The 15,511-nt window shown below is 69.3% G+C and carries 13 protein-coding genes; 8 read left to right on the top strand and 5 right to left on the bottom strand.

Translation table 11 applies throughout. From position 1 onward, the window contains the following. Positions 1 to 157: 157 nt before the first annotated feature. Positions 158 to 304: a hypothetical protein gene (locus tag ABTW65_RS14845; RefSeq protein ID WP_350661290.1), complete on the bottom strand. Its 147-nt coding sequence runs from the start codon at positions 302 to 304 to the stop codon at positions 158 to 160. Positions 305 to 393: 89 nt separating this feature from the next. Here ABTW65_RS14845 and ABTW65_RS14840 point away from each other — a divergent pair, with 89 nt between their 5' ends. The 4 genes from ABTW65_RS14840 (at position 394) to ABTW65_RS14825 (ending at position 4,557) form a co-directional block, all read left to right on the top strand. Next, positions 394 to 1,371 (top strand): helix-turn-helix domain-containing protein, encoded by a 978-nt coding sequence (locus ABTW65_RS14840; protein ID WP_350661289.1) that lies wholly within the window; start codon positions 394 to 396, stop codon positions 1,369 to 1,371. 42 nt (positions 1,372 to 1,413) lie between these two features. After that, positions 1,414 to 2,001 carry a dephospho-CoA kinase gene (gene coaE / locus ABTW65_RS14835; RefSeq protein ID WP_350661287.1) on the top strand — a complete coding sequence of 196 codons (588 nt, stop codon included), beginning with the start codon at positions 1,414 to 1,416 and terminating at the stop codon, positions 1,999 to 2,001. Positions 2,002 to 2,099: 98 nt separating this feature from the next. Next, on the top strand, positions 2,100 to 3,383 hold the full coding sequence (locus ABTW65_RS14830) for a glycoside hydrolase family 3 N-terminal domain-containing protein (protein ID WP_350661284.1): 1,284 nt from the start codon (positions 2,100 to 2,102) through the stop codon (positions 3,381 to 3,383). Positions 3,384 to 3,417: 34 nt separating this feature from the next. After that, a complete protein-coding gene (locus tag ABTW65_RS14825) occupies positions 3,418 to 4,557 on the top strand; it encodes a DNA polymerase IV (protein WP_350661282.1) in 1,140 nt (379 codons plus the stop codon). Positions 4,558 to 4,661: 104 nt separating this feature from the next. Here the strand turns inward: ABTW65_RS14825 and ABTW65_RS14820 are convergent, their stop codons facing one another. The 3 genes from ABTW65_RS14820 to ABTW65_RS14810 all read right to left on the bottom strand — a co-directional run bounded on the left by ABTW65_RS14820 (position 4,662) and on the right by ABTW65_RS14810 (position 9,413). Beyond that, a complete protein-coding gene (locus ABTW65_RS14820) occupies positions 4,662 to 5,609 on the bottom strand; it encodes a sigma-70 family RNA polymerase sigma factor (protein WP_141803993.1) in 948 nt (315 codons plus the stop codon). Between the two features lie 205 nt (positions 5,610 to 5,814). After that, complete coding sequence (locus ABTW65_RS14815) at positions 5,815 to 7,950, bottom strand: S9 family peptidase (protein ID WP_350661280.1); 2,136 nt, start codon at positions 7,948 to 7,950, stop codon at positions 5,815 to 5,817. A gap of 152 nt (positions 7,951 to 8,102) precedes the next feature. Next, on the bottom strand, positions 8,103 to 9,413 hold the full coding sequence (locus ABTW65_RS14810) for a DNA polymerase IV (RefSeq protein ID WP_350661278.1): 1,311 nt from the start codon (positions 9,411 to 9,413) through the stop codon (positions 8,103 to 8,105). A 137-nt stretch (positions 9,414 to 9,550) separates the two neighbouring features. Between ABTW65_RS14810 and ABTW65_RS14805 the strand changes: the two genes are divergently transcribed. Further along, positions 9,551 to 10,471: a DUF4192 domain-containing protein gene (locus ABTW65_RS14805; protein ID WP_350661276.1), complete on the top strand. Its 921-nt coding sequence runs from the start codon at positions 9,551 to 9,553 to the stop codon at positions 10,469 to 10,471. Here ABTW65_RS14805 and ABTW65_RS14800 read toward each other — a convergent pair. Then, positions 10,468 to 10,923, bottom strand: a complete 456-nt coding sequence (locus tag ABTW65_RS14800) for a hypothetical protein (RefSeq protein WP_350661274.1) — start codon at positions 10,921 to 10,923, stop codon at positions 10,468 to 10,470. The two genes, ABTW65_RS14805 and ABTW65_RS14800, sit on opposite strands and share 4 nt — an antisense overlap. An 84-nt stretch (positions 10,924 to 11,007) precedes the next feature. Between ABTW65_RS14800 and ABTW65_RS14795 the strand changes: the two genes are divergently transcribed. The 3 genes from ABTW65_RS14795 (at position 11,008) to ABTW65_RS14785 (ending at position 15,404) form a co-directional block, all read left to right on the top strand. Then, entirely contained in the window at positions 11,008 to 11,586 is a 579-nt protein-coding gene (locus tag ABTW65_RS14795) for an HhH-GPD-type base excision DNA repair protein (RefSeq protein WP_350661271.1), read from the top strand. Between the two features lie 145 nt (positions 11,587 to 11,731). After that, positions 11,732 to 13,300, top strand: coding sequence for an RNA polymerase sigma factor (locus ABTW65_RS14790; RefSeq protein WP_502890586.1), 1,569 nt, complete (start codon positions 11,732 to 11,734; stop codon positions 13,298 to 13,300). Positions 13,301 to 13,436: 136 nt separating this feature from the next. Beyond that, the gene (locus ABTW65_RS14785) at positions 13,437 to 15,404 is read left to right on the top strand and encodes an N-acetylmuramoyl-L-alanine amidase (RefSeq protein WP_350661267.1); all 1,968 of its coding nucleotides are present in this window, start codon (positions 13,437 to 13,439) and stop codon (positions 15,402 to 15,404) included. Positions 15,405 to 15,511 lie beyond the last annotated feature (107 nt).

The following is a 15,511-nucleotide window of genomic DNA, read 5'->3' as shown; positions in this document are numbered from 1 at the left end:
GCGAGGTCGAGCGGCGAGCTTGCTCGTCCGCTCGCGCCGAGCGAAGGAGTAACCGCGCGAAGCGCGGAGCTGAGGCTCTGAAACGCCGAAGACCCGGTCCCCGTCGTGGGGCCGGGTCTTCGGCATCTTCAGGTGCACTCATCCGGGTGCCCGTCTCTCAGTGCCAGCGGACTGCGGGGAGGAAGTCGGGGTCGGAGGCGTGGGACCGCGGGGCGGCCTTGGGGCGGTCGTGGCGTACGGCCGAGATGGTGGCGTAGGCGGCGACGGCGAGCAGGACGATGAGGGCGAGGAGTGCTGTGTTCATGGCAGTAATTCTTCGCTACCAGGTATTCCTGCCACATTGGCAGAAATGCCTAAGTTGCGCGATTTCCTGCCACCTGGCACCCTTCTGAGGTGCTTAGGAACGTCGCTGCGGTGATCTGGGACGGTGTCGCCCCCTTCGAGTTCGGTGCGGTCTGCGAGGCCTTCGCCATCGACCGGCGCGACGACGGGGTGCCATTCCTCGACTTCGGGGTGTGTGCGCCGACGGCGGGCATGGTGCGCACCAACCTCGGCTTCGCGTTCGAGGCGCCCCACGGCCTGGAGCGGCTCGAGGAGGCCGACCTGATCGCGATCCCCGCCTTCGGCGGCCCCAGCGGCACTCTGCCCGACGAAGTCAGAGAGGCGCTGCTGCGCGCGCACGCGCGGGGCGCTCGGTTCCTCACCGCCTGCTCGGGTGCCTTCGCCCTGGGCGAGGCGGGCCTTCTCGACGGGATCGAGTGCACGACTCACTGGAAGTACGCCACCGAACTGCAGCGCCGGTTCCCGGAGTCGAGAGTCGTTCCCGAGGTGCTCTACGTCGACACCGGGCAGATCGTCACCAGCGCCGGCACCGCCTCCGTGCTCGACGCCGCGTTGCACATCTGGCGCCAGGAGTACGGCGCCGCGGTCGCCTCCGCGGTGGCTAGACGCATGGTCGTCCCGCCGCAGCGCGACGGGGGACAGGCGCAGTTCATCTCCCACCCCGTGCCCGAGCCCGATGCGGAGACCCTGGGCCCCCTGCTGGCCTGGATCACGACCCATCTCCACGAGGAGCTCGACGTGGACTCGCTGGCCCGGCAGGTGCTGATGTCGCCGCGTACGTTCGCCCGTAGGTTCCGTGCCGAGACCGGCGCGACGCCCTACGCCTGGATCACCGCCCAGCGGGTTCGCCGGGCCGAGGAGCTGCTTGAGCGCACCGACCGGTCGGTCGAGTGGATCGCGGGCGAGGTCGGCTTCGGCAACGCCGCGGCGCTGCGCCATCACTTCACCCGGGTGCGGGGGCTCTCCCCGCAGGCCTACCGGCGCCGGTTCGCCTGCAGCGACAGCCTCGACTCGGCGATGCCCGCCTAGGCGGCGTCAGGTGCCGACAGCGGCCCCATTAGGTTGGGGCCCATGCGCGTAGGACTCACCGGCGGGATCGCCTCGGGGAAGAGCACGGTGTCGGAGCTGCTGGCCGGGTTCGGGGCGGTGATCGTGGACTCGGACAAGATCGCCCGGGAGGTCGTCGAGCCCGGTACGCCGGGGCTGGCTCAGGTCGTGGCGGAGTTCGGGCCGTCGGTGCTGACCGAGTCCGGTGCGCTCGACCGGGCCAAGGTGGGGGAGATCGTCTTCGCCGACGAGGGCGCCCGTGCGCGGCTCAACGCGATCGTGCACCCGTTGGTCGGGGCACTCTCCGCGGAGCTCGAGGAGGCCGGGCGGGCGGCCGGGAAGCTGGTCGTCAACGACATCCCGCTGCTGGTCGAGGTGGGCTATGCGCCCTTCTTCGACGAGGTGATCGTCGTCGACGTGCCGGTCGAGACCCAGGTCGAGCGGGCGATCGCGCGCGGGATGACCGAGATCGACGCCCGCGCCCGCATCGCCGCGCAGGCCAGTCACGAGGAGCGGCTCGCCGCGGCTACGTACGTCATCGACAACACCGGCACCCTCGACGACCTGCGCAGGCGGGTCCGGGAGATCTACGACGCCCTCGCCGGTTCGTGAGTTAGGCGGGGGTTGCTGACATACTCGGCCGCGTGACTGGGGGCAAGCACACCGATTCAGAGGATCAGCCGCGTCGTCCGAGGCGTTGGTTGCGACCGGTGATCGCGGGGGCCGTGCTGGCCCTGGCGGCCGGGGCGGGCGCGGCGGCGGTGACCGTCGGGATGCCGACGAGGGTCGAGGACGAGCCGAACAGGCCGGCCAATGCGACCACGAAGACCGACCCCAAGAAGGACACCACGCCGCTGGCCTGGGGTCCCACGCGCGGAGAGCTGGCGACCGCCCGCGAGCTGGTGGCGGGCTGGGACGAGGAGCAGCTCGCCGGACAGGTGATCGTCGGCCGCTATCACGGCACCGATCCGGCCAAGGCCGCGAAGATGGTGCGCAAGCTGCACCTCGCCGGGGTCAGCGTGACCGGCGAGAACGTCGTCGACGAGGCTCAGGTGCGCGAGACGACCGCCGCGGTCTCCCGCGCGGTGGCGGCTGACGGCCGCTCGTTCCCCGCCGTGATCGGCGTCGACCAGGAGGGTGGCGTCGTCTCCCACCTGCGCGGTGTGGCCACCGAGTTCCCGGAGTTCGCACGCACCGGGGACGCCATCGACGCGAAGCCGCGCAAGGGCGTCACGGTGACGACCGAGGCGGCGCGGACGACCGCGCTCGAGCTGCGCGACCTCGGCTTCACCTGGGCGTTCGCGCCGGTCGCCGACGTGACCGTGGGCGCGTCCGATCCGACGATCGGCTCGCGTTCCCCGAGCGAAGACCCGGGGATCGCCGCGACGGCGGTCTCCGCGGCCGTACAGGGTTACAACGCCGCCGGTCTGGTCTCCACCACCAAGCACTTCCCGGGCCACGGCGCGGTCACCGGTGACACCCACCTCGGGCTCCAGGAGCTCGCCTTCGGGAAGAAGAAGCTGAAGCGCCGCGACCTGGTGCCGTTCGACGCCGCGGTGGATGCCGGGGCTCCCTCCGTCATGATCAGCCACGTCGACGTCAAGGCCGTGGCTCCCGGGAAGCCGGCCAGCATGGCGGCACCCATCTATGACCTGCTCCGCGAGGACCTCGGCTTCGACGGCATCGCCGTGACCGACTCGCTGGGCATGGGCGCGGTCACGACCACCACCAAGAAGCCCTCGGTGGCCGCCCTCGAGGCCGGCGCCGACCTCCTGCTGATGCCGGCCAACTCCAAGGCCGCCCACCGCAGCGTCGTCAAGGCCATGCGCTCCGGCCGCCTCGACCGATCTCTCGTCGAGGACGCCGCCGCGAAGGTCGTCGCCATGCAGCTGTGGCAGCAGCGCACCGCCGGCGCGGTGCCGGTGCCTGGTGACGTACGCGAGCAGGCGGAGCAGGCCTCCGCGGCCCTCTCCGAGGCGGCCTCCGAAGGCTGACCCTTCGTCGGGCTGTTCATGGCACCATCGGGGCATGAGCCTCGTGCTTCACGTCGACCTGGACCAGTTCATCGCGGCGGTGGAGGTGCTACGCCGGCCCGAGCTCGCCGGTCAACCGGTGATCGTCGGTGGACGAGGAGACCCGACCGAGCGGGCGGTGGTCTCGACGGCCTCCTATGAGGCTCGGGCGCACGGCGTCGGCTCGGGGATGCCGCTGCGGCTGGCGGCGCGGAAGTGTCCCGACGCGGTGCTGCTGCCGGTCGACCACGTGGCCTACGACGAGGCTTCGGCAGGCGTGATGGACACGCTGCGGTCGCTGGAGTGGGGCGGCGTACCCGTCCTGGTCGAGGTCCTCGGCTGGGACGAGGCGTTCCTCGGGCCCGGCCCCGACCACGGCGACCTCGGCGATCCGGCGGCCTTCGCCCAGGACGTACGCGACACGGTGCTCGAACGCACCCGGCTGCGCAGCGGCGTCGGTGTCGGCGACAACAAGCTGCAGGCCAAGCTCGCCACCGGGTTCGCCAAGCAGCGGGTCGACGGTGCCCTCGCCCGTGAGGCCGGGGCAGGCGGCCACGAGCCCGGCCCCGGCGGGCAGCTGCGGGGGACCGGCGTCTACCGGATCACCCACGAGACCTGGGACGCCGAGATGGGCCACCGTCCGACCGACGCGCTGTGGGGGATCGGGGCGAAGACCGCCAAGCGGCTCGCCGGGCTCGGCATCGAGACGGTCGCCGACCTGGGAGCGGCCTCGGCGGAGCGTCTCGCAGCCGAGATCGGCCCCACGACAGGCCCCTGGCTGCGCCGTCTGGGCCGCGGCGCGGACACCAGCCCCGTAGACCCCTCGCCGTGGGTCGCGCGCGGCCACGGCCACGAGGAGACCTTCCAGCAGGACCTCATCGAGTGGCCCGACATCGTCGCCGCGACCCGCCGCCTGTGCGCCGAGTGCCTCGCGGACGTGGTGAAGGAGGGCCGCCCGGTGACCAGGGTCGAGATCAAGGTGCGGCTCAAGCCGTTCTTCACTGTTACCCGAGGCCACAAGCTCCCCGAGCCCACGCTCGATCCCGACCGCCTCGCGGACGAGGCCGTGGCGCTCCTCGAGCGGGTCGAGAAGGACCGCCCGGTCCGGCTCATCGGCGTACGCCTGGAGATGGCCCCGCCGCCCGGCGGCTACTGACCGCCGAGACGTCGCTCGCGCAGGCCGAAGCGTCAAAAACGCAGATCGAGTTGGCACCGCAGTGCCAACTCGATCTGTTTAAGTGACGCCTCGGCTGTGGGTGGCTACGCCGCGAGGTCGGGGTCTGCGAAGCGGCGCAGCTTCTGCAGGGCCTCGCGCTCGAGCTGGCGTACGCGCTCGGCGGAGATGCCGTGCTTGACGCCGATGTCGGCGAGCTTGTGCTGACGGCCGTCGGTGAGGCCATAGCGGGAGCGGACGATGTCGGCGGAACGCTCGTCGAGCTGACCGACCAGCGAGTTGAGCCGCTCGCGCGACTCGACGTCGATGACGTCCATGTCAGGCGACGGTGACGACTCCTGAGCCATCAGGTCACCCAGCGAGGTGTCGCCGTCCTCGTCGATCGGCGTGTCGAGCGAGACGTGGTCACGACCCCAGGAGAGCAGGTCGAGGACGCGGTCGATGTCCATTCCGAGCTCGCCGGCGATCTCCTCCGGCTCCGGGTCACGGCCGAGCTGCCGCTCCAGGGTGCGGCGGGCGCCGCCGACCTGGTTGAGCTCCTCGACGACGTGGACGGGCAGCCGGACCACACGCGCCTGCTGGGCGATGCCGCGGGTGATCGCCTGGCGCACCCACCACGTCGCGTACGTGGAGAACTTGTAGCCCTTGGTGTAGTCGAACTTCTCAACAGCCCGGATCAGGCCGGTATTTCCTTCCTGGATCAGGTCGAGCATCGGCATCTGCGCGCGGCCGTACTTGCGCGCGATGGACACCACCAGTCGCAGGTTGGCGTTGATGAACTGACGGGTGGCGCGGTGGCCTTCCTCGGCCAGCCATTCCAGCTCGGCCCGGGTGGCTCCACCGGGTGCCTTCTTGCGGCCGACGCGGCCCTCGGCCAGCAGATGCTCGGCCATCAGGCCGGCCTCGATCGCCTTGGACAGCTCAACCTCTTTGGCGGCATCCAGGAGCTCGTTGCGGGCGATCTCGTCGAGATACAGCCCGACGCTGTCTCGCCCCTCGATCTCTCGGGTGGCGGTTGCGGTGCGTGTCGCCATGGGAACCTCCTCACGGTGAGGTTTGTGGCCTCACGGTGGTTTCAACGCTTCGCCCCTCCCAGGTGTTCCCTGGTAGAGCGCCTTGTCATCGAATCCGTTTTCGATCTCTTGTCCGGTTCGACGTACGCGGCAGGCGATAAGTTGCATCGCGAGGTGAATCTCAGGGGTTTCTCATGGAGTACCCCGAGATGCCCACAGATATGCCCTACGAAGAGGTCACCTGGTCGATCATCCAGGCAAGGCTGAACGCCCGGTCCTCCCACGCCTTGTAGCGCCCCGAGACTCCGCCGTGTCCGGCCGCCATCTCCGTCTTCAGCAGTACGTCACCAGGATTCTCTGCCGTCGCGCGCAGCTTGGCGACCCATTTCGCGGGCTCGACGTAGAGCACCCGGGTGTCGTTGATGCTGGTCTCGGCCAGGATCGGCGGGTAGTGCTGCTTGGCGACGTTCGTGTAGGGGTCGTAGGAGGACATGTAGTCGTACGTCTCCCTGTCGGCCTCCGGGTTGCCCCATTCGTCGTACTCGGTGACGGTCAGCGGCAGCGTCGCGTCGAGCATGGTGGTCAGCGCGTCCACGAACGGCACCGCGGCCACGACCGCGCCCACGGCGTCGGGCGCCTGGTTGGCGACCGCGCCCATCAGCAGCCCGCCGGCGCTGCCGCCCTCGGCGATGATCTTGCTGGGCGTCGACCAGCCCGACTCGGCGAGGTGGCGGGCGCAGGCGATGTAGTCGGAGAAGGTGTTCTGCTTCTTCAGCATCTTGCCGTCGTCGTACCAGGCCCGGCCCATCTCGCCGCCGCCGCGGATGTGGGCGATGGCGAAGCCGATCCCACGGTCCAGCAGGCTCAGCCGGGCGATGGAGAAGTAGGGGTCCATGCTGGCCTCGTAGGAGCCGTAGGCGTAGAGCAGCACCGGGATCGGGCCCGTCTCGTGGAGCCCCTTCTTCGCCACGATCGAGATCGGCACCCGTACGCCGTCCTCGGCCGTCGCCCAGAGGCGGTGCTCCTCGTAGTCGTCGCGGTCGTAGTCCCCGAGCACCGGGGCCTGCTTGAGCAGGGTCAGCTCGCGGCTGCGTACGTCGTAGTCGTAGACCGAGGCCGGGGTGCGCATCGTGGTGTAGCCGAGCCGCACGACCGGGCTGTCGAAGGTGGGGTTGGAGCCGGAGCCGATGGTGTAGAGCTCGTCGTCGAACTTCACCAGGTAGTCATCGGCGACACCGTTCTCGCCGAGCTCCAGGATGCGGAGCTGGGTCAGGCCCTCGCTGCGCTGGTGGATGACCAGGTGGCCGGCGAAGGCGTCGACGTCCTCGAGACGTACGCCCTGGGTGTGGGGGAGGAGCGGCTGCCACTCGGTCCGCGGGGTCGGCGCGATCGGCGCGGTGGCGATCTCGAAGTCGGGGCCCGAGGCGTTGTGGGTGACCAGGAAGACGTCCTCGCCGGCGATGGTGGCGTGCTCGACGGAGTACTCGACGCCCTCCTCGCGGGCGGCGAAGACCTGCCAGCCGGCGTCGGGGTCGTCGAAGTCGAGGAAGCGGTACTCGGCGGTGATCTTCGCGGCGGTGCCGATGAACATGAACCGGTCGGACTTGGTCCGCCCCACACCGACCCAGAACCGGTCGTCGGTCTCGTGGAAGACCAGCTCGTCCTCGTCCTGGCTGGTGCCGAGGCGGTGGCACCAGATCTTGTCGGCCCGCCAGGACTCGTCGGCGGTCGTGTAGTAGAGCGCCGAGGAGTCGCGGTCCCAGGTGGCGCCGCCGTGGACGTTGGTGAGCTCGTCGTCGAGCAGCTCGCCGGTGGCGAGGTCCTTGACGCGTACGGTGTAGCGCTCGTCGCCGGTGACGTCGGTCGCGTAGGCGAGCAGGGTGGTGCTCGGGCTCACGCTGGAGCCGCCGAGGCTGAAGAAGTCGTGTCCCTCGGCGAGCGCGTCGAGGTCGAGCAGCACCTCCTCGCCGGGGAGCGCGGGCTGGTCATGGGTGACGTCGGCCGGGGTCGGCGGGGTCCAGTCGTCGGGGTCGGCGGCCTTCACCCGGCAGCTCGCGCCGTACTGCTTCCCCTCGAAGCTGCGGCCGTAGTACCAGTAGCCGCGCGAGCGCGTCGGGACGCTCAGGTCGGTCTCGAGAGTGCGCGCCTTGATCTCCTCGAAGATCTGCGTGCGCAGGTCGGCGAGGTGGTCGGTCTGTGCCTTGGTGTAGGCGTTCTCGGCCTCGATGTAGGCGATGACCTCGGGGTTCTCCTTCTCCCGCAGCCACTCGTAGTCATCGGACCGGGTCAGGCCGTGGAACTGCTTGGACGAGGGCTTCTTGGGGGCGATCGGCCAGGGCGTCGAGGAGAGGTCGGCAGACATGAACGAGACCCTATCTCCGCGACCCTCGCAGCCCGGACCGCGGGACCGGCGCGCCGGTTGTATCGCCTCGCGCTATCGCACACCCTGGTCGTTTGGCGCGATACTGCACCCTTCCGCCGCGACGGCGAAACCCGAGCCCGGGGGAGCGGGCGTCAGGACTCGCTGAACGGCTGCAGGTCGGGATCGTCGACGGCGTAGGACTTCACCGGACCGGCGGGAGTCTCGGAAGTCTCGAACCGCACGGTCACGACGCCCCGCCCCGATCCCCAGACCCAGCCGCGACCCATCTCGGCGTGGACGACGTCCATCCCGGCGGCCCAGGTCGGTCGCCGCACCGGCTCGGGGAGGGGGAGGTCGGGCTCGGCGTCCTCGCCGCTGTCGTCGCCGAAGAGGTCCTCCTGGATCCAGTCGGCGAGCCCGGAGACGCCGACCCCGAGAAGGCGTACGCCGCCGGCCGTCTCGCCCGCGGTGAAAAGCTCACCGAGCATGGTCCTGGCCAGGCGGGCGATGGTGCCGGCCTGGTCGGTCGGGGCCGGCAGGGTCGCGGAGCGGTTGATCGTGGTGAAGTCGTAGAGCCGGACCTTGATCGTGATCGTGCGGCCGGAGAGCCCGTTCTTCTTCAGCCGCGCCGCGACCTCGCCGGACTGCCGGGTGAGGATCTGCTCCATGAGCGGCCGGTCGGTCAGGTCGGTGTCGTAGGTGCCCTCCACGCTGACCGACTTGGTCTCGCGCTCGGGCTCGACGCGGCGGTCGTCCTGGGCCCTGGCCAGCTTGTAGAGGTTGGTGCCGTGGGACTTGCCCACGAGGCGTACGAGCTCCTCGACGCTGACCTGCTCCAGATCGGCCACCGTGTGGATGCCCGCGCGGCGCAGGCGCTCGGCGGTGGCGGGGCCGACGCCGGGGATCACCTTGACGTTCATCGGGCGGAGCAGGTCGAGCTCGGTGCCGGGCGGCACCACGACCAGGCCGTCGGGCTTGTCGAGGTCGCTGGCGATCTTCGCGATGAACTTCGAGCTGGCCAGGCCGACGCTCGCACTCAGCCCGCCGGTGACCTCGGCGACCTCCGCACGGATCCTTGATGCGGTCTCGGTGACGGTCTCGACCTCGAGGTCGGGGAGGTCGGCAGCGGCGAGGTCGACGAAGGCCTCGTCGAGCGAGAGCGGCTCGACCAGCGGCGAGAGGTCGCGCAGGATCCCGAAGACCTGCTCGCTGACCTTCTTATAGGCATGGAAGCGCGGGTAGAGGAAGGCGGCGTGCCCGCACAGGGCGCGGGCCTCGCGGGTCGACATCGCCGAGCGGACGCCGAAGGTCCTGGCCTCATAGGAGGCGGTGCTCACCACGCCGCGCCCGCCGATGCCGCCCACGACCACCGGCTTGCCGCGCAGGGACGGCTTGTCGCGCTGCTCGACCGAGGCGAAGAACGCGTCGAGGTCGAGGTGCATCACCGACGCCTGCGCTCTCATGGTGGCAACCTATCTGGCAGCGGGGACACTCTGTCGCGGGCCGCTGACCATCCACAGGTGAGGTTGGGGAGGCGGTTGTCCACAGGCACGGTTATTGGCCACGAAACTGTCGGTGGGTCGCGGGGAGTGTGGTCCGCATGACCACGAAACTCTCCATCGCCCGTCCCGAGGACGTCCTCGCGGCAGTCCCCGTCCTGCTCGGCTTCCAGCCCGAGAAGTCGATCGTCATGCTGACCTTCGGCGGTGAGCATCAGGTCCACGGCAGGATCGACCTACCTCCGCCGGACGAGGTCGAGGACTGTTTGGACAGCTTGCTCCTGCCCGCCGTCCGCCACCAAGTGCGTGGCGTCCTGCTCGTCCTCTACGACAGTGGCCCGCGCTTCGGGGTGAAGATCGCCCGCCGCCTCGCCGAGCGGCTCGCCGAGTGCGAGATCGACCTGATCGGGTGCCTGCGGGTGCAGGACGGCCGGTGGTTCGACCCGCTCGGGTTCCACGGTGTTCCGGACGAAGGCGTGCCCTTTGACGTCGGCGCGCATCCGTTCCGCGCCCAGGCGGTCTACGACGGACATCTGGTGCGCCGTTCGCGCACCGAGCTGGCCGCCTCGATCGCCGCGGTGCCTGCGGCCGTCGCCGAGACCGAGGCCGCGCTGGAGGAGGCGTCGTCGATGAAGATCTACGAGGTCGGCCGGCTGGTCGACGACTCAGTCGCCGGGACGGTCCTTTCTGCAGGCCAGATCGCGTCCCTGCTGCTCGCGCTGCGCGACCCGCAGCGGCGCGACGCCGCCTGGGGCGGGATGACCCGGGAGGAGGCCAGGGCCCACGTGCGGCTGTGGACCGATGTCGTACGCCGCAGCCCCGACGACCACGTCGCCCACCCGGCCGCCGTGCTGGCCTTCGCCGCCTGGTTGGGTGGTGATGGCGCGCTCGCCTGGTGTGCCCTCGACCGGTGCTTCGCGAGCGAGCGTCACCACGGCCTCGGAGTGCTGGTCGCGCAGATGCTCGAGGGTGCTGTCCCTCCGACTGCCTGGGAGGAGGCGCAGTCGGATCGTCCGGCCTAGTCCGTGCGGTAGCGCAGCCGCTTCCACCGCCGACTCAGCCCCGAGCGCGGGTCGACCCACGCGTTGCGGGTCACCACGACGTACGTCAGGGGTGCCCCGATCTCCCGGAACGCAGCCCGGGCGGCGGCGAGCCAGCGGAGGTCCACGTCCTCGATCTCCAAGCCGCTGGTGCGGGTCAGCCACACGATCGGGTCGGGCACGCCGACCCGGCGGCGCATGCTGTGGATGATGTCGGTGCGCAGCCAGTGATCGGTGGGCTCGTCCTCGCGATGCGCGTGCGCGACCTCCTTACCGCCAGGGATGCCGAGATGGACGAGCGCCAGGAACGAGCGCCGGTGCTCGGTGGCGGTGTGGTCGAGCACGGCACGTCTCAGCCGTTTCTCGAGCACTGGCGAGAGCGGTTCGTGCAGCCCTTCGACGGTCGTCTCGGACAGAGTGAGCATGGAGGCCATGGGCCTAGCGTGCAACGGATGCCAGATTCCCGCGACCCGCTTTCCACAGGCATGACCACGTACTACGCCGCGAGATGAGGCAGGATGTCTCTTATGCCTTCTCTCCACATCACCGGCGACGAGGCCGCCGACAAGCTGCTCTCCGAGAATCCGTTCGCGCTGCTGCTGGGCATGGCCCTGGATCAGCAGTATCGGATGGAGGATGCGTTCAAGGGAGGTCACAAGCTGGTGACCCGCCTCGGCCATCTGGATCCCGCCAAGATCGCCGAGATGGACCCAGAGGAGTTCAAGTCGATCGCCTCGACGCCGCCTGCGATCCACCGGTTCCCCGGCTCGATGTCGGCCAAGGTGCAGGGGATCGCGACCATCGTCACCAACGAGTACGGCGGCGACGTCACCCGGCTGTGGACAGAGGCGACCAGCGGCAAGGATCTGCTCAAGCGGATCCAGGCGCTCCCGGGCTTCGGGAAGCAGAAGGCGCAGATCTTCGTCTCGCTGCTGGCCAAGCAGCTGGGGGTGCAGCCCGACGGCTGGCAGGAGGCGGTCGGTGACTACGCGCTCGATGGTTACCGTTCTGTGGCTGACGTCGTCGACGTTGCGTCGTTGCAGAAGGTACGTGACTACAAACAGCAGAAGAAGGCCGCAGCCAAAGCAGCCGGATGAGTTGCTGGGGGACATGATGCCCCGGATGGGGAATGTTCACCACCACCGTGGCAGAATGAATCTGCGGCTCTTGACGACCCCGGGCCCTGCCGCGCCCAAACTCAGTTTTTGATAAGTCTCGACCAAGTTCGACGGAGAGGTGTTCGTGTCCTCGAACGCGCGCAAGATACCCGCTGAGGTACTCGCCCACCCTGCCGTGAAGGCACTGATCGACCAGGCCAAGCCAACCGGCCGGGTCAGTCCCGACCAGGTCCGTCAGGCCAGCGAGGATGCCGCGGTCGAGCCCAGGCATCTGAAGGCACTGCTCGGTCACCTGAGCACGCTCGGCATCTCGGTGGACCTCGGTACGGCTGTCACAGGCCGTGCCGCGGCGGCGACGACCTCGACCCGCAAGACGACCACGGCCAAGGCGCCGGCGAAGAAGGCTGCCGCCAAGAAGGCGGCGGCTGAGCCCGCGAAGCCGGCCACCGAGGTCGCGGCGAAGAAGGCCGACGAGCCCGAGCCGAAGAAGACGACCGAGATCGACGAGGACGGCGAAGAGATCGTCCTCGAGGACGTCGAGGTCGATGTCGACGACATCGAGGTCGACGACTCGGACAACGACACCGAGGACGAGACCCCGGTCGTCAAGCTCGGCCCCGACGGCAAGAAGGTCCTGCCCGACATCCCGGACGAGCAGTTCGAGAAGGATGTCGCCGCCGATCCCACGATCAAGGAGGACGAGAAGGAGGCCTCGAAGCAGAGCTTCGTCGTCTCCACGTCCGACGACACCGACGAGCCCGAGCAGACCGTCATGGTCGCCGGTGCGACCGCCGACCCGGTCAAGGACTACCTCAAGCAGATCGGCAAGGTCCCGCTGCTCAACGCGGAGATGGAGGTCGAGCTCGCCAAGCGGATCGAGGCCGGCCTCTTCGCGGAGGAGAAGCTCGGCAAGGGCGGCAAGATCACCCCGAAGATCCTCGATGAGCTCGAGTGGATCGCCGAGGACGGCAAGCGCGCCAAGAACCACCTCCTCGAGGCCAACCTTCGTCTGGTGGTCTCGCTGGCCAAGCGCTACACCGGCCGCGGCATGCTCTTCCTCGACCTGATCCAGGAGGGCAACCTGGGTCTGATCCGTGCGGTCGAGAAGTTCGACTACACCAAGGGCTACAAGTTCTCGACGTACGCCACCTGGTGGATCCGTCAGGCGATCACCCGCGCGATGGCCGACCAGGCCCGCACCATCCGTATCCCGGTGCACATGGTCGAGGTCATCAACAAGCTCGCGCGCGTCCAGCGCCAGATGCTCCAGGACCTGGGCCGCGAGCCCACCCCGGAGGAGCTGGCCAAGGAGCTCGACATGACCCCGGAGAAGGTCATCGAGGTCCAGAAGTACGGCCGCGAGCCGATCTCGCTCCACACCCCGCTGGGTGAGGACGGCGACTCCGAGTTCGGCGACCTGATCGAGGACTCCGAGGCGATCGTCCCGGCCGACGCGGTCTCCTTCACGCTCCTCCAGGAGCAGCTGCACGCTGTGCTCGACACCCTCTCCGAGCGTGAGGCCGGCGTCGTGAGCATGCGCTTCGGCCTGACCGACGGTCAGCCGAAGACTTTAGACGAGATCGGCAAGGTCTACGGGGTCACCCGCGAGCGCATCCGTCAGATCGAGTCCAAGACGATGTCGAAGCTGCGACACCCGTCGCGTTCGCAGGTTCTGCGCGACTATCTCGACTGATTCTGGCTAAGATCACCTCGAACGCCTTCCCGGACTTCTGGGAGGGCGTTCGCCATTTCCGCAGACTCGCCCGCCACAACTGCGGATTCGGCTAGGTTGCACGGGTCGGTTTGTCCGCGTCCCGGGAGGTCTTCTCGTGCCTTTGCGTCTCTCACGTCCACACCGGCCCGCCCTGGCCGCGGCCGGAGCGCTGCTCGGCGGCCTGCTCGTCGCGGTGCCGATCACGGCGGTTGCCTCTGCTTCTGAGCCCGACTGGAACGCCTGCCTGAAGGGCACCACCGACCGGCAGGCCGTCTTCGAGCGCGCAGCGGAGACCAGCGGGGTGCCAGCCGAGGTGCTGCTCGCGGTCTCCTACATGGAGTCGCGCTGGGATGCCCACGGGGAGGCGCCAAGCACGTCGGGCGGTTACGGGCCGATGCACCTGACCGACCTGCCGGCCCTGGCGAAGGACACCGAGGCCCATCCCGACCCGCTAGGCAAAGGCGACGGCTCCAACCAGGCTCGCACCACGCGCCAGCGCGAGGAGGCGGTCAGGCTGGGGGAGGTCGAGACGCTGCGTACGGCCAACGACATCACCGGGATCCCGGTCGCCGATCTGCGCGAGGACGCGGTCGCCAACATCTGCGGTGGCGCGGCGGTGCTCGCCGACTACCAGGAGGCCGCGGGTGGGGCCGAGAGCCTGGCGGACTGGACTGCGGCAGTGGGCCGTTACAGCGGGGCTGCCGACGAGGCGACCGCGCTCAAGTTCGCGCGGCAGGTGTTCGCGACGCTGAGCGCGGGGGCGTCGCGTACGACCAACGACCGCCACCAGGTCACCCTGGCCGCGAAGCCGGTCGCTGCCAGCGAAGAGGCGATCGGACGGCTCGATCTCGCCGAGTCATCGACGGCGGAGACGGTCGAGTGTCCGGCGGTGCTCGGCTGCGAGTCGCTACCGGCGCCCTACGAGCAGACCGGTGACACGATCGGCGACTACGGCAACCACGACCTCGCCAGCCGGCCCGAGGAGGGTTCGGTCGACTACATCGTCATCCACGACACCGAGACCTCCTACGACGGCACCGTGAGGCTGGTCCAGGACCCGACCTACCTCGGCTGGCACTACACGCTGCGCTCGGTCGACGGCCACGTCGCCCACCACATCCCCGGCAAGGACGTTGGCTGGCACGCCGGCAACTGGTACGTCAACAGCCACTCGATCGGGCTGGAGCATGAGGGGTACGCCGCCAACGGCGCCTGGTACACCGAGGCGATGTACCAGACCTCGGCCACCCTGGTCGGCTACCTGGCCCAGAGCTATGGGATCCCGCTGGACCGGGCCCACATCATCGGCCATGACCAGGTCCAGGGCGTCGCGCCGGCCAACGTCGCCGGGATGCATTGGGACCCGGGCCCCTACTGGGACTGGAGCCACTACTTCGACCTGCTGCGGTCGCCGATCAAGGCCGACCGGAAGTCGCGCAGCGGGATCTGGACGGTCAACCCCAACTTCGACACCAACACCGGCAACGTGATGACCGGCTGCACCGAGTCGGGCGTCCCGTGCCCGAGCGACCGCGGCACCAACTTCGTCAACGTCTACTCCGAGCCCTCCACCGACGCCCCGCTGCTGCCGGACACCGTCGTCGGCGGCTCCGCCAAGGTCTCCAACTGGGGGCCGCGCCTGGCGGCCGGGCAGAAGGTCGTCGTCAACGACCGGACCCGCTCGACGTGGTGGGGCGTCTGGTTCGGCGGCAAGCAGGGCTGGATCCAGAACCCCCGCGACGTACTCCTGCCCTCCGACGGCAAGGTCGTCACCCCGAAGGCCGGCACCACCGCGAAGATCTACGGCACCGCCTATCCCACGAAGGCCAGCGACTACCCCGACGGGGTCACGCCGCGGACGATCGCGCCGCTGCAGTACACCATTCCCGCAGGTCAGAAGTACGTCCTGGCCGACGCGACGGTGCCGACCGACTACTACAAGGCGGTCAACTTCAACTGCGCCACCGTCAACGGTGTCCCCGACTGCATCGTGATCACCGGCGGTACGACCTACTACCAGATCTGGTTCAATCACCGGATCGCGTACGTCATGGCCGACGACGTGACGATCACCAACGGCTGACCGACCCCAGCCGAGACCGCAGAAGATGCGGCCGAGAATGTAGTTGTGGGGGGGGGGGGCCGGGTTTTGGTGGGCCCCCAAAAAAAAAAGTGGGGCCGCAAAAGCCC

Origin of the sequence: Nocardioides sp. NPDC127503, assembly GCF_040302165.1 — a bacterium.
Classification (GTDB): domain Bacteria; phylum Actinomycetota; class Actinomycetes; order Propionibacteriales; family Nocardioidaceae; genus Nocardioides.
The sequence above is the reverse complement of the archived record's forward strand: the minus strand, read 5'-3'. Positions and strand labels throughout refer to the sequence as shown.

Bases quoted from the DNA above. Each gene is read 5' to 3' on its own strand.
- ABTW65_RS14845 (WP_350661290.1), bottom strand. From the start codon at position 304: ATGAACACAGCACTCCTCGCCCTCATCGTCCTGCTCGCCGTCGCCGCC.
- coaE (WP_350661287.1), top strand. From the start codon at position 1,414: ATGCGCGTAGGACTCACCGGCGGGATCGCCTCGGGGAAGAGCACGGTG.
- ABTW65_RS14825 (WP_350661282.1), top strand. From the start codon at position 3,418: ATGAGCCTCGTGCTTCACGTCGACCTGGACCAGTTCATCGCGGCGGTG.
- ABTW65_RS14820 (WP_141803993.1), bottom strand. From the start codon at position 5,609: ATGGCGACACGCACCGCAACCGCCACCCGAGAGATCGAGGGGCGAGAC.
- ABTW65_RS14815 (WP_350661280.1), bottom strand. From the start codon at position 7,950: ATGTCTGCCGACCTCTCCTCGACGCCCTGGCCGATCGCCCCCAAGAAG.
- ABTW65_RS14810 (WP_350661278.1), bottom strand. From the start codon at position 9,413: ATGAGAGCGCAGGCGTCGGTGATGCACCTCGACCTCGACGCGTTCTTC.
- ABTW65_RS14805 (WP_350661276.1), top strand. From the start codon at position 9,551: ATGACCACGAAACTCTCCATCGCCCGTCCCGAGGACGTCCTCGCGGCA.
- ABTW65_RS14800 (WP_350661274.1), bottom strand. From the start codon at position 10,923: ATGGCCTCCATGCTCACTCTGTCCGAGACGACCGTCGAAGGGCTGCAC.
- ABTW65_RS14795 (WP_350661271.1), top strand. From the start codon at position 11,008: ATGTCTCTTATGCCTTCTCTCCACATCACCGGCGACGAGGCCGCCGAC.